The sequence below is a fragment of the Salibaculum griseiflavum genome, assembly GCF_003129565.1.
Classification (GTDB): Bacteria; Pseudomonadota; Alphaproteobacteria; order Rhodobacterales; family Rhodobacteraceae; genus Salibaculum; species Salibaculum griseiflavum.
This window is the reverse complement of sequence record NZ_QETF01000004.1, coordinates 195599-208975: the sequence shown is the minus strand read 5'-3', so window position 1 is coordinate 208975 and position 13377 is coordinate 195599. Positions and strand designations below refer to the sequence as shown.

The 13377-nt window shown below is 64.1% G+C and carries 15 protein-coding genes; 6 read left to right on the top strand and 9 right to left on the bottom strand.

The window, feature by feature from the left end:
• Positions 1-57 precede the first annotated feature (57 nt).
• From DFK10_RS05760 to DFK10_RS05745, 4 genes are all read left to right on the top strand, one after another.
• The gene (locus DFK10_RS05760) at positions 58-501 is read left to right on the top strand and encodes a MaoC family dehydratase (RefSeq protein WP_109387524.1); all 444 of its coding nucleotides are present in this window, start codon (positions 58-60) and stop codon (positions 499-501) included.
• A gap of 70 nt (positions 502-571) precedes the next feature.
• Entirely contained in the window at positions 572-1498 is a 927-nt protein-coding gene (locus DFK10_RS05755; RefSeq protein ID WP_109387522.1) for a bifunctional riboflavin kinase/FAD synthetase, read from the top strand.
• Positions 1491-1961 carry a YcgN family cysteine cluster protein gene (locus DFK10_RS05750; RefSeq protein ID WP_109387520.1) on the top strand — a complete coding sequence of 157 codons (471 nt, stop codon included), beginning with the start codon at positions 1491-1493 and terminating at the stop codon, positions 1959-1961. Before DFK10_RS05755 ends, DFK10_RS05750 begins: the two co-directional genes overlap by 8 nt.
• Positions 1962-3011 (top strand): threonine aldolase family protein, encoded by a 1050-nt coding sequence (locus tag DFK10_RS05745; RefSeq protein WP_109387518.1) that lies wholly within the window; start codon positions 1962-1964, stop codon positions 3009-3011.
• On the opposite strand, the gene DFK10_RS05740 is transcribed toward DFK10_RS05745, so the two are convergent.
• Entirely contained in the window at positions 3008-3604 is a 597-nt protein-coding gene (locus DFK10_RS05740) for a 2-hydroxychromene-2-carboxylate isomerase (protein WP_109387516.1), read from the bottom strand. The two genes, DFK10_RS05745 and DFK10_RS05740, sit on opposite strands and share 4 nt — an antisense overlap.
• Positions 3605-3698: 94 nt before the next feature.
• Here DFK10_RS05740 and DFK10_RS05735 point away from each other — a divergent pair, with 94 nt between their 5' ends.
• Positions 3699-4715, top strand: coding sequence for a ribose-phosphate pyrophosphokinase (locus DFK10_RS05735; RefSeq protein WP_109387514.1), 1017 nt, complete (start codon positions 3699-3701; stop codon positions 4713-4715).
• Positions 4716-4742: 27 nt separating this feature from the next.
• Here the strand turns inward: DFK10_RS05735 and DFK10_RS05730 are convergent, their stop codons facing one another.
• The 8 genes from DFK10_RS05730 to DFK10_RS05695 all read right to left on the bottom strand — a co-directional run bounded on the left by DFK10_RS05730 (position 4743) and on the right by DFK10_RS05695 (position 12400).
• Entirely contained in the window at positions 4743-5093 is a 351-nt protein-coding gene (locus DFK10_RS05730) for an H-type lectin domain-containing protein (RefSeq protein ID WP_109387512.1), read from the bottom strand.
• 31 nt (positions 5094-5124) lie between these two features.
• On the bottom strand, positions 5125-6345 hold the full coding sequence (locus tag DFK10_RS05725; RefSeq protein ID WP_109387510.1) for an MFS transporter: 1221 nt from the start codon (positions 6343-6345) through the stop codon (positions 5125-5127).
• Positions 6346-6450: 105 nt separating this feature from the next.
• Positions 6451-6888, bottom strand: coding sequence for a F0F1 ATP synthase subunit epsilon (locus DFK10_RS05720; RefSeq protein WP_109387503.1), 438 nt, complete (start codon positions 6886-6888; stop codon positions 6451-6453).
• A 12-nt stretch (positions 6889-6900) separates the two neighbouring features.
• Complete coding sequence (gene atpD, locus DFK10_RS05715) at positions 6901-8325, bottom strand: F0F1 ATP synthase subunit beta (protein ID WP_109387501.1); 1425 nt, start codon at positions 8323-8325, stop codon at positions 6901-6903.
• 19 nt (positions 8326-8344) lie between these two features.
• The gene (locus tag DFK10_RS05710; protein WP_109387500.1) at positions 8345-9220 is read right to left on the bottom strand and encodes a F0F1 ATP synthase subunit gamma; all 876 of its coding nucleotides are present in this window, start codon (positions 9218-9220) and stop codon (positions 8345-8347) included.
• Between the two features lie 35 nt (positions 9221-9255).
• Entirely contained in the window at positions 9256-10794 is a 1539-nt protein-coding gene (atpA, locus tag DFK10_RS05705; protein ID WP_109387498.1) for a F0F1 ATP synthase subunit alpha, read from the bottom strand.
• Positions 10794-11366 (bottom strand): F0F1 ATP synthase subunit delta, encoded by a 573-nt coding sequence (locus DFK10_RS05700; protein WP_217810068.1) that lies wholly within the window; start codon positions 11364-11366, stop codon positions 10794-10796. The genes atpA and DFK10_RS05700 overlap by 1 nt, the downstream gene beginning before the upstream one ends.
• A gap of 275 nt (positions 11367-11641) precedes the next feature.
• Complete coding sequence (locus DFK10_RS05695; protein ID WP_109387496.1) at positions 11642-12400, bottom strand: class I SAM-dependent methyltransferase; 759 nt, start codon at positions 12398-12400, stop codon at positions 11642-11644.
• A 62-nt stretch (positions 12401-12462) separates the two neighbouring features.
• Here DFK10_RS05695 and gloB point away from each other — a divergent pair, with 62 nt between their 5' ends.
• Positions 12463-13227, top strand: a complete 765-nt coding sequence (gene gloB, locus DFK10_RS05690) for a hydroxyacylglutathione hydrolase (RefSeq protein ID WP_217810067.1) — start codon at positions 12463-12465, stop codon at positions 13225-13227.
• Positions 13228-13377 lie beyond the last annotated feature (150 nt).

Genomic DNA, 13377 nt, shown 5'->3' with positions numbered 1-13377 from the left:
TAACAAAATTTCACACCACGCCAAGTGGGAGATTTTTTGTTGCCCGAGGAACGCCAAATGCTCGACAACCTGCCGAAGGGAACGATCTGCATCGAGGATATCGAGATCGGCATGGTCCGGTCCCTGTCCAAGACGATCACCGACCAGGATATCGAGATGTTCGCCGAAGTCTCGACCGACCGGAACCCGGTGCACCTGGACGATGATTATGCCCGCGACACGATCTTCGAGGGGCGCATCGCCCATGGGATGCTGACGGCCGGGCTGGTGTCGGCTGTGATCGGCGAACAGCTGCCCGGCCACGGCACGGTCTACCTGGGGCAGACGATGAAATTCCTCGGCCCCGTGCGCCCCGGCGACCGCGTGACCGCCGAAGTCGAAGTGACCGAGATCGAACCGGCAAAGCGCCGGGTTACGATGGAAACCCGTTGCCTTGTCGACGGCAAGAAGGTCCTGATCGGCGAGGCCAAGGTGTTGGCCCCGTCCGCCAAGTTCGACTGACATACGGACGGCCCGTGCCGGAGTGCGGCGGGCGCTTGCCTCTGCCGTCACGCCGCGCTAGGCCATCGCCATGCGCATCACCCGTGACATAGATTTCGTGCCGACCGAGGACAAAGGCGCCTCTGTCGCCATCGGCAATTTCGACGGGGTGCACCTTGGCCACCAGGCGGTGATCGACCTGGCCCGTCGGGATGATGCGCCGCTCGGCGTTCTGACATTCGAGCCGCACCCGCGCGAAGTCTTTCACCCGGACGCGCCGCCCTTTCGCCTGATGAGCGCCGAGACCCGCGCGCATCGGCTGGAAAAGATCGGGGTGGAACGGCTGTACGAGCTGCCTTTCACGACCGCGATTTCCGAGCTGACGGATCGCGACTTCGCCGATCACATCCTGCGTGACTGTCTGGGCGTGAAACACGTGGTGGTCGGCAAGGATTTCCGGTTCGGCAAGGGGCGAACCGGCACGGCCGAGACCCTAGCCCAATACGGCAAGGAGATGGGATTCGAGGTGACAATTGCGCCGATGCTGCGCGTCGCCTCCGGCGAGGCCTCCTCGACCGCCATTCGGCAGGCTCTGAGCGAAGGCAACCCCCGCGCCGCAGCCGATATGCTGGGCCATTGGCACCGCATTGACGGCCCGGTGATCCAGGGCGACCAGCGGGGCCGCGACCTGGGCTACCCCACGGCGAACATGTCCATCGACGGGCTGCATCCGCCGAAATTCGGCGTCTACGCGGTGCTTGTCGATGTCCTGAGCGGGCCTCATGCGGGCCAGTACCAAGGCGCCGCCTCGATCGGGGTGCGCCCGACCTTCGGCGTCAATTCAGCCAATTGCGAAACCTATATCTTTGACTTTGCCGGCGATCTTTACGGCGCGCATCTGAGCGTCGCACTGGTGGACTATCTTCGGTCCGAGGAACAGTTCGACGGACTGGAGGCGCTGATCACACAGATGGACGCCGATTGCGCCAAGGCACGGGAAATCCTTGCCGATGTCTGATCCGATCAAGCGTGACGGGCTGCGGCGCGAATTCTGGACTCGCGTGCCGATGGCCAAGATGACCGAGGCCGAGTGGGAGGCGCTCTGCGACGGGTGCGGCAAGTGCTGCCTGAACAAGCTGGAGGACGCCGATACCGGCGAGGTCGCCCTCACCCGCGTTGCCTGCCGCCTGCTGGACGATGCCACCTGCCGCTGCACGCAATACGACATCCGCCATCAATTCGTGCCCGATTGTATCCGTCTGACCCCAGAGACGGTCGCGAAGCACATGTATTGGCTGCCCCGGACCTGCGCCTATCGGCTGGTCTACGAGGGGCGCGACCTGTTCGACTGGCATCCGCTGATCTCGGGCGACAGCCAGACGGTGCAGGAGGCCGGGGTTTCCGTGCAGGACCAGACGGTCAGCGAATTCGAAACCCCCGAGGACGAGTGGGAAGACCACATCATAGAGGAGCCGCTTTAGATGTTCTTTGCTTCCGACAATGGCGGACCGGCCCATCCTTCGGTGATCGAGGCCATCGCCAAGGCCAATGGGGGCTACACCAGCGCCTATGGGGCCGAGGCCGGCATGGACCGCGTCCGCAGCCGCCTGCGCGAGGTATTCGAGGCACCCGAGGCGGCGATTTACCTTGTCGCAACCGGAACGGCGGCCAATTCGATCGCGCTGGCCACCCTGTCGAATCCGTGGGACACCATCTTTTGCACGTCCATGGCCCATATCAACGAGGACGAGTGCAACGCGCCGGAGTTTTATTCCGGCGGGGCCAAGCTGACCCTTGTCGGGGACCAGGATGCCAAGATGTCGCCGGACGCCCTGCGCGCGGCCATCGCGGCCGAGGAAAGCCGTGGCGTGCATGGGGCGCAGCGCGGGCCTGTCTCGATCACCAATGCCACCGAGAAGGGCACGGTTTACAGCCCGTCCGAGATTTCCACGCTGACCGGCATCGCCCAAGACTTCGGGTTGAAGACTCATCTGGACGGCGCGCGCTTCGCCAATGCGCTGGTCAGCCAGGGCTGCACCCCGGCCGAGATGACCTGGAAGGCGGGCATCGACGTGGTCAGCTTCGGTGGCACCAAGAACGGTTTGATGGGCGTCGAGGCGGTGATCCTGTTCGACCCGGACAAGGCCTGGGAGTTCGAACTGCGCCGCAAGCGTGGCGCGCATCTCTTCTCCAAGCACCGCTTCCTGTCCGCCCAGATGGAGGCCTACCTAGCCGATGACCTGTGGCTCGATCTTGCCGCCCGCGCCAATGCCACCTGCGCGCGGCTCGCCGACGGGATGCGCGCGCATGACAGCGTCGAGTTCCTGCACGAACCGGCAGCAAACATCATCTTCGCCCGCTTCCCGCGCAAGCTGCACAAGAAACTGCTGGAGGCCGGGGCGCAGTATTACGTCTGGGATGGCGATGCCCACCAGGGCGACCCCGATGAACCCCTGACCGCGCGGCTGGTCTGCGACTGGTCCATCGGGACCGAAGGCGCAGAGGCCTTCCTGGCCGCGATGCGGGACTAGATCTTGCCGGCGAGATGCAGGTCGAGATCCTCCAGACGGTCCTGGCCCCAGAACAGCTCGTCGCCCACGACATAGGTTGGCGATCCGAAAACGCCGCGCGCCACGGCCTCTTCAAGGTTGGCGCCATAGGCCTCGGCCCCCATCAGGAGGCCACTGTCGGCGAGCCCCGGATCGAAACCGTTCTGTTCGAGTGCAGCACGGATCACCCCGTCGTCGGCCACGTCCTTTTCCTCGGCCCAGCAGGCGCGCAGGATCGCATGAACAAGCCCGCCGAGGTCACCGCCCCCGGCCTTCTGCGCGGCGATGATCGCATAGGATGATGGCGCGGGATTGGCCGGAAAGAACATCGGCTTGAGGTTCACGGGCAGATCCAGCCGCGCCGCGGTCCGCCGGATATCCTGCAGGCGATACGCCTGCCGGTTGGGGTGGCGTTCGCCCGGGGCCGTGCCGCCGGTGCGCGCGAAGAGGCCCATGATATCGAGCGGCTTGTAGGTGATCGTCGCGCCATGTTTTTCGGCGATCTGCTCCAACCGGTTGCCCGCCAGGTAGGTGAACGGCGAAATCGTGGTGAAGTAGTACTCAATCTGCGTCATTTGACCCTCCGGGCGGTCGGACATGTTTGCGGCACGGTAGACCCATGCTAAGCGGTGTCAACGTCACGAATCTGTCACCTCGGGGTCCTGCCACATGCCGAATATCGTCGAGCCGAAGCTCATCTCGGGCAATGCCAACATGCCGCTTGCCCAATCCGTCGCCCGCCGCATGTCCATGCATCGCGGCATCAATGTGGGTCTGGTCGACGCAAGGGTGGAACGGTTCAACGATGGCGAGATCTTCGTCGAGGTCTTCGAGAATGTGCGCGGCGAGGACATGTTCGTGATCCAGCCCACCTCGAACCCGGCCAACGACAACCTGATGGAACTGCTGATCATCTGCGACGCGCTGCGCCGGTCCTCGGCGGCGCGGATCACCGCCGTGATCCCCTATTTCGGCTATGCCCGCCAGGACCGCCGCACCAAGGCCCGCACGCCCATCAGTGCCAAGCTGGTGGCCAACATGCTGGTCGAGGCCGGGGTCGAGCGCATCCTGACGATGGACCTTCACGCCGCCCAGATCCAGGGCTTCTTCGATATCCCCGTCGACAACCTCTATGCCAGTCCGATCTTCGCGCTGGATATCCAGCACCATTTCAAGGGCGCCGATGACCTGATGGTTGTCAGCCCCGATGTCGGCGGCGTGGCGCGCGCCCGTGAACTGGCCCAGCGGGTGAACGCCCCCCTCTCGATCGTGGACAAGCGCCGCGAAAAGCCCGGCGAGGTGGCCGAGATGACCGTCATCGGCAACGTGAAGGGCAAGAAATGCATCATCGTCGATGACATCTGCGACACGGCCGGCACCCTTTGCAAGGCCGCCGAAGTGTTGCTGGAGCACGGGGCGACCGAGGTGCACTCCTATATCACCCACGGCGTGCTCTCGGGTCCGGCGGTCGAGCGGATCACCAATTCGGTGATGAAGTCGCTGGTCATCACAGATAGCATCCAGGCCACCAAAGCGGTGGTGGATTGCCCCAATATCCGCGTGGTGAAAACCGCCCCGATGTTCGCCCAGGCAATCCTGAACATCTGGAACGGCACCAGCGTGTCCTCGCTCTTCGATCACGAGACGCTGACGCCGATCTACGAGGGCATGTATTCCCACAGTTGATGCGTCAAGCCCGCCGCCACGGCGGTGTCAGTCAACGTCCCAGTCATCGGCATAGCGCAACTCTCCGATGGCCATCCAGTTGACGCGCATCCGGGCGATCTTGGTATCCCCCCAGGTGCTGCAGGTGATCATGAAGCCCTCCTCGGTGATCTCCTCGGCCTTTAGGTCGAGCCGCGCAAAGGCCTCGTTCGAGATGTCCCACATCGAGGGCGCCACCTGCACGGCGGGGGGCTGGCGGAAGCTCTCGGTGAAATCCACATGGGCGCGGGTGCGGCGCTCGCCCTCGCCGGCCCACATGACACCGTCGGTCTCGAAATCGGAAAACAGGACGAAATCCCCCTGTTCGACGCCGATCATATGATTGCGAAAGCGCTTCATGCCCTCCCCTTAGCCGCCGAATTTGGCAGGTTTACGCCGCAGTCCTGGCTTTTTCCGCCCGCCCCATGCGCCAAGCCAACGGCAGGATAGCGGCAATGAGCAGGGCCGCAAACAGGAAGGGGGCGCCCGGCAGATAGATGCCGGTCTCGGGCGCCACGAAAATCTGGAACAACAGGGTCATGAGGATCGGCGCGACGACAGCTGCGATCGAGCCGAGCGATGCGATGACCCCCTGGACCAGCCCCTGTCTGTCCTCGGCCACACGATTGGCGGCAATCGCCGTCAGGGTCGGCGGGGCGAGATCCGACAGCGACGCCAGCGCCAGGAAGATGACCAGCCCCAGGACCGATCCGGTAAACCCGAACCCGATGGCCCCCACTAGGGCCACGACCAGCGCCAGCATGATCGTGCCGTGTTCCCCGAAACGCCGGATCGCCTGTGGCATGATCACCCCCTGTACCAAAGCCACCAAAACCCCGTAGAGCGCCAGTGTCAGGCCTCGCAACAGGGCGTCCCACCCGAAGACCTCCTCGGTCCAGAAGGCCCAGAGCGCCGGGTAGACCATGTTGGCGAATTCGAAGACGAAGATGCAGATCAGCGGAATGGCCAGCCCCGGCACGCGGAAGGCGTCGCCGATGGCGCCAAAGGGGTTGATGTCGCGGCGCCCAAAGGGGCGACGGCGCTCCTTGGGCAGGGATTCGGGCAGGACGATCAGGCCGAAAACCACGTTGACGGCCGAGAGGGCCGCCGCCAGCCAGAACGGCGCGGTCACATGCACCGTTGCCGCCAGCCCCCCGATGGCCGGCCCCAGCACGAAGCCGATCCCGAAGGCCGCACCGATCAAGCCGAAACTGGCCGCCCGTTCGGTGGGCTTGGAGATGTCTGCGATATAGGCGGTCGCTGTGATATAAGTGGCCCCGGCCATGCCCGCCATGAGCCGCCCGATCAGCAACCAGGCGAAGGTGCCCGCCAGCGCCATGATCACGTAGTCCAGCGCCAGCAGGGCCATCGCGGCCAGCAGCACCGGCTTGCGCCCGATCGCATCCGACAGGCTGCCCACGGCGGGCGCGAACAGGAACTGCGCCCCGGCATAGGCGGCCATCAGCACCCCGCCCCAGACCGAGCCCTGCCCGGTATCGCCCGCGCCCACACGCATCATCAGGTCCGGCATGATCGGAAAGACCAGCCCGATGCCGATCGCGTCGATCAGCAGGGTCGCAAGGATGAAATAGAGCGCGGGCGTCTTCTGCATGGTTTTCTATCCGCCGGACTGCGCAGCAAGGCAAGTCCCCGCACACCCCTGCCGCACGAAAAAGGGCGCCCGAAGGCGCCCGATTTCTGAACCGTCAAACCCGGATTACAGGTTCGGCTGCTTCGGGCTCAACCCGATATGGCCCCCGATAGCGACCATGTCGGACAGAAGCTTGGCCGCATCGTCAACCGGGCCCGGCTCGTTCTTGAAGGTCTCTTTCGTCTTGTCGTAGGCGCTCTGGGCTTCCTCGACCAGACGCTCATAGACCTCCTGGGTCATCTCACCGCGCGGCAGGGCCTTTTCGGCCAATACCGTCACACCGCCGGGGGTGATCTCGGCGAAGCCGCCCGAGACCACGTAGTCATCCGTGCCGCCACCATGGGTGACGGTCAGGATGCCGGGGCGCAGCGTGGTGATGGTCGGGGCATGATCGGCCATGGCCGTCATGTCCCCGTCCGCACCCGGGATCTGGACCTCGGTTGCCTCAAGCTGCGCAAGGCGCCGCTCGGGGCTGACAAGGTCGAATTGAAGCGCGTTTGCCATGATGGCTGCTCCTTACGCCGCGTCCGCGGCCATTTTTTCGGCTTTGGCGATCACTTCGTCGATGCCGCCGACCATGTAGAAGGCGCCTTCGGGCAGGTGGTCGTATTCGCCGGCCACAACCGCCTTGAACGAGGCAATCGTGTCTTCCAGCGACACCTGGACACCGTCGGAACCGGTGAAGACCTTGGCCACGTCGAAAGGCTGCGAGAGGAAACGCTGGATCTTACGGGCACGGGCCACGGTCAGCTTGTCCTCTTCGCTCAGTTCATCCATGCCCAGAATCGCGATGATGTCCTGAAGCGACTTGTAACGCTGCAGGATACCCTGGACGTCACGGGCAACCTGGTAGTGCTCTTCCCCCACGATCTGCGGGTCCATCAGGCGCGAGTTCGAGTCGAGCGGGTCAACGGCCGGGTAGATGCCCAGCTCCGAGATCGCACGGTTCAGAACGGTGGTTGCGTCGAGGTGCGCAAAGGTCGTCGCCGGGGCCGGGTCGGTAAGGTCGTCCGCAGGCACGTAGACGGCCTGTATCGAGGTGATCGACCCGGACTTGGTGGAGGAAATGCGTTCCTGCATTGCGCCCATGTCGGTGGCCAGCGTCGGCTGGTAGCCCACGGCAGAGGGGATACGGCCGAGAAGCGCGGACACCTCGGAACCAGCCTGCGTGAAGCGGAAGATGTTGTCGACGAAGAACAGAACGTCGGTCCCGGAGGCATCGCGGAACTGTTCGGCCAGGGTCAGGCCGGTCAGCGCAACACGGGCACGGGCCCCCGGAGGCTCGTTCATCTGGCCGTAGACCAGGGCCACCTGCGACTCCTCGAGGTTGTCAGGCTTGATGACGTTGGATTCGATCATCTCGTGGTAGAGGTCGTTCCCCTCACGGGTCCGCTCACCAACACCGGCGAAAACCGAGTAGCCCGAGTGCACCTTGGCGATGTTGTTGATCAGTTCCATGATCAGAACCGTCTTGCCCACGCCGGCGCCGCCGAACAGGCCGATCTTGCCGCCCTTGGCGTAGGGGGCCAGCAGGTCGATGACCTTGATGCCGGTCACGAGGATTTCGGACTCGGTCGACTGTTCCTGGAATTCCGGGGCCGGCTGGTGGATGGCGCGGGTTTCCTTGGCCTTCACCGGACCTTTTTCGTCCACGGGCTCACCCACGACGTTCAGGATGCGGCCCAGGGTGGCGTCGCCCACGGGCACCGAGATCGGCGCGCCGGTGTCGGACACTTCCTGACCACGCACCAGACCTTCGGTCGCGTCCATCGCGATGGTCCGCACGGTGTTCTCACCGAGGTGCTGGGCGACCTCGAGAACCAGCGTCTTTCCGTTGTTGTCGGTGGTCAGCGAGTTCAGGATCGCCGGCAGGTGATCGTCGAACTGCACGTCCACGACGGCGCCAATCACCTGGGTGATCTTGCCTTTTGCATTTGCCATTGTCGTTTCTCCGGTTCTCTTAGAGCGCCTCGGCGCCCGAAATGATTTCAATCAGCTCATTGGTGATGACGGCCTGACGCGAGCGGTTGTACTCGATCGTCAGCTTGTCGATCATCTCGCCCGCGTTGCGGGTCGCGTTGTCCATGGCGCTCATCCGGGCGCCCTGTTCCGAGGCACCGTTTTCCAACAGCGCCGAGAAGATCGCGGTGGCCACACCCCGCGGCAGAAGATCGGCGAGGATCTCCTCTTCGCTGGGTTCGTAGTCGTACAGCGTACCGTCTTCGGCCTCGGTGCCCTCGGGCACCTCGAAGGGGATCACCTGCTGAGCAGTCGGCACCTGGGTGACGACGTTGACGAATTTCGAGAAGAAGATCGTCGCGACGTCGAACTCGCCCTCGTCGAAGCGGCCAAGGATGTCGCGGGCGATGTCCTGGGCGTTCTCATAGGCGACGTTCTTGACCTCGGTCAGGTCCACATGGCCGACGAAGAGATCGCCCAGGTCGCGCTTGAGCGCATCCCGGCCCTTCTTGCCGACGGTGAGGATCTTGACGGTCTTGCCCGCGGCCTTCAGCTCTTCGGCCTTGGACCGGGCCAGCTTGGCGATGTTGGCGTTGAAGCCACCACACAAGCCGCGCTCGGCGGTCATGACCACCAGAAGATGGGTCTGATCGCTGCCGGTGCCGCGCAGAAGGACGGGCGCGCTGTCGCTGTCGCCCACCCCGGCTGCCAGACCCGCCATCACCGAATTGAAACGCTCGGCATAGGGCCGCGACGCCTCGGCCGCATCCTGTGCCCGCCGCAGTTTCGCGGCGGCCACCATCTGCATGGCCTTGGTGATCTTGCGGGTCGACTTGACCGACTCGATCCTTGTTTTCAGGTCCTTGAGACTTGGCATAAGCCTTCGTCCTTTCCCTTTAGGTTCAAGTCAGATCAGGCGAAGTCCTTGGCGAACTCGTCGATCGCCGCCTTGACCTTCTCTTCGGCCTCGCCCTTGATCTTCTGGTCTTCGTTGGTGATGAAATCCAGAATGTCGGACCGCTTGGTGCGCAGGAAGTGCAGCAAGTCCTTTTCGAACCGGCCCACATCGGACACGTCCAGCTTGTCGAGGTAGCCGTTCACGCCGGCATAGATGACGCAGACGATTTCCGCGTTGGTCAGCGGCGAGTATTGCGGCTGCTTCATCAGTTCGGTCAGGCGGGCACCACGGTTCAGCAGCTGCTGGGTCGAGGCATCGAGGTCAGAACCGAACTGGGCGAAGGCCGCCATTTCACGGTACTGGGCCAGCGACAGCTTCACCGGGCCGGCAACCGAGGACATTGCCTTGGTCTGGGCCGAGGAGCCGACGCGCGACACCGAGAGGCCGGTGTTCACGGCGGGGCGGACGCCCTGGTAGAACAGTTCGGTTTCCAGGAAGATCTGGCCGTCGGTGATCGAGATCACGTTGGTCGGAATAAAGGCCGACACGTCGCCACCCTGGGTTTCGATGATCGGCAGCGCAGTGAGCGAGCCGGCGCCATTGTCCTCGTTCAGCTTGGCCGAACGCTCCAGCAGGCGCGAGTGAAGGTAGAACACGTCACCCGGGTAGGCTTCACGCCCCGGCGGGCGGCGCAGCAGCAGCGACATCTGGCGGTAGGCCACGGCCTGCTTGGACAGGTCATCGTAGATGATCAGCGCATGGCGGCCATTGTCGCGGAAATGCTCGGCCATGGCGGTGGCGGCATAGGGGGCCAGGAACTGCATCGGCGCGGGGTCGGAAGCGGTGGCGGCCACGACGATGGAGTATTCCAGCGCGTTGTTCTCTTCCAGCTTCTTCACCAGCTGGGCCACGGTGGACCGCTTCTGGCCGACAGCCACGTAGACGCAGTAGAGCTTCTTGCTCTCGTCGTCGCCGGCGGCGTCGTTATAGGCCTTCTGGTTCAGGATCGCGTCAAGCGCCACGGCGGTCTTGCCGGTCTGGCGGTCGCCGATGATCAGCTCTCGCTGGCCACGACCGATCGGGATCATAGAGTCGACGGCCTTGAGGCCGGTCGCCATCGGTTCGTGAACCGATTTACGCGGGATGATGCCCGGGGCCTTCACGTCGGCCTCGCTGCGGGTCTTGGTCTTGATCGGGCCCTTCCCGTCCAGCGGGTTGCCCAGACCGTCAACAACGCGACCCAGCAGCTCGTCACCGGTGGGCACGTCCACAATGGCGTTGGTCCGCTTGACGGTGTCGCCTTCCTTGATGGCCTGGTCCGAGCCGAAGATCACGACACCGACGTTGTCGTTTTCAAGGTTCAGGGCCATCCCGCGGATACCGCCGGGGAATTCGACCATTTCACCGGCCTGGATGTTGTCCAGACCATAGACACGGGCGATACCGTCACCCACCGAAAGCACGCGGCCAACTTCGGCCACTTCGGCCTCTTGGCCGAAATTCTTGATCTGGTCCTTGAGGATCGCAGAAATCTCTGCAGCTTGGATCGCCATTACCGGGCCTCTTTCATGGTGTTCTGAAGTGCAGCGAGCTTGGATTTGATCGAGGTGTCGATCATCTTCGAGCCCACTTTGACGACAAGACCGCCGATGAGGCTTTCATCGACGGTCGCATTAATCTTGACGTCCGAGCCGACACGCTCTTTCAGCGTCTTGGCCAGCTTGTCGGACTGGGTCTTGGTCAGCGCCTTGGCCGAAACGACATCGGCGGTCACCTCGCCCTTTTCCTCGGCCAGCATGGCGCGCAGGGCGACCAGCATCTGCGGCACGACGAACAGGCGGCGCTTGCTGGCCATAAGGGCCAAAGTGTTTGTCATGGTCGGCGACAACGACATCTTCTTGGCGACTGCGGTGATCGCCTTGCCCTGGTCGTCGCGCGAATGGATCGGCGAAGCGATCAGGTCGCGCAGGTCGTCACTGCCGGCAAGGGCGGCGGACAGGGCATCAATGTCGGTTTCGAGGGCCTTGAGCCCCTTGGCTTTGTCGTCCTTGCTCAGGTCAAAGACAGCGGTGGCATAGCGCGCGGCGATGCCGGATGAGATCGAAGCTGGTTCGGACACGTCCACCCTTCCGATTTCTTGGCCCGCACGGACCACCCGTCTTGACGTCGGGGGAAGTGAAGGCAGCGAGACTTGCCCAGGCGGGGTGCCGGGGCGCGAGATCAGGCCGGGATGTAGCAGAGGGTTTTTGGTGGGGCAACCTTCTTGCGCGGCTTTTCGAAGGCCTTGTCGCGCCCTTTTTCAAGGGCTTTGCCCCAGGTGCGACGCTTTGCACCATATCTAGGGGCCGGATTCGACCCCGATCCGGCACACAATTGTATACCGCACGAACGATTCCCTCCCTACCCGCCAGTGCGCCCGGACACACCCGCGGGCCGGGGCGCGCCTTCCAGGATGCGCAGGGGACGGCGCACGCGTTCCGCCAGGCCCGGCCCCGATGGCGCGATGACGTGTTTGCTGGCCTCGACCATCAAGACCCCGCCGGCCGCGAAGACCGGCAGATGCCGCCCGACACTCTCCATCACCTTGCCAAAGCGTCGCCAGGTCTTGCGCCGCGAGGGGGGCTGGTAGAGCGTGGACAACGACCGTTCCGGCACGAAGCCCTGGCCGCGCAACTGGCCTTCCAGCTGGCTGAGCGAATAGGGCCGCCCGTATCCGAACGGCGTCCGGTCCGACCGCGACCAGAGCCCGCCACGATTGGGCACGATGAAGACCACGCGCCCCCCCGGCCCCAGCACCCGGTAGCATTCGGCAAGCACCGCCGCCGGTTGATCCGAGGTTTCCAGTCCATGCAGCAGGACCAGCTTGTCGACGCTGCCGGTGGCCAACGGCCACAAATGATCCTCGCAAAGAACGCTGATATTGGGCTGCCCGGCAGGCCAGGGCATCACACCCTGCGGCCCCGGCATCAGGCCGATGACGCGGCGCGCCTCACCCAGGAAGGGCCGCAGCAGCGGAACCGCGAAGCCGAAGCCCACGACGTTCTGCCCCTTGGCCTCGGGCCAGAGGCGCTGCAACTCGCCGCGGATCACACCCTGCGCGGCGCGGCCCAGCGTGCTGCGGTAATAGAATTCCCGGATGTCATGCACGTCCAGATGCATTGCAGCGCCCGCTCGCCTCGGTCACACTCGCCCCGACCTTATCAATGAGCGGAGAAAAAGCCATGCCCCTGGAACTCGTCACCGTCCCGTGTCGGCAAGATAACTACGCCTTTCTCCTGCATGACGATGCCAGCGGCGAGACTCTCTTGGTGGACGCGCCCGAAACCGCCCCGATCCGCGCCGCGCTGACCAGTCGGGGCTGGACCCTGACCGATCTGCTGATCACCCATCACCATCATGACCATGTCGAAGGCGTCGCCGACCTGCGCGAGGGCGCCCGCGTCATCGGCGCAGCCGCCGATGCCCACCGCCTGCCGCCGCTGGATCTGGCCGTCGCCGAGGGCGACACCTTCACGACCTGCGGGGCCGGGGCGCATGTGTTCGACGTCTCAGGCCATACCGAGGGCCATATCGCGGTTCATGTGCCAGCGGCCACGGCGGTCTTCACCGCCGATAGCCTTATGGCCCTCGGCTGTGGCCGGCTGTTCGAGGGGACCGCGCCGCAGATGTGGGCCAGTCTGCTGAAACTGCGGGCGCTGCCCGATGACACCCTGGTCTGCTCGGGTCATGAATATACCGAAACGAACTACCGCTTCGCGCTGACCATCGACCCGGATAATCCTGCCTTGCAGGCCCGCGGCAAGGCCATCGCAGCGACCCGCGCAAAAGGGGAACCGACCGTGCCGTCGACCCTGGCCGAGGAAAAAGCGACCAATCCCTTTCTGCGCGCCGACGATCCCGGCCTGAAAACGACCCTCGGCATGGAGACTGCACCCGATGCGGATGTCTTTGCCGAAATCCGTGCCCGTCGGGACGTATTCCGGTGACGCAACGGCACGACAAGCCCGATTTGCGCCCATTCACGGCACAGGTGGCAGAAAGTGAAGGCGTCAAGGACACTTTTTGCTTGAAACCTGCGCCACGGAACCAAAACTTAACAACATGAGGCCACGGTCGGTAGCGGGGCCCTCCCCCGA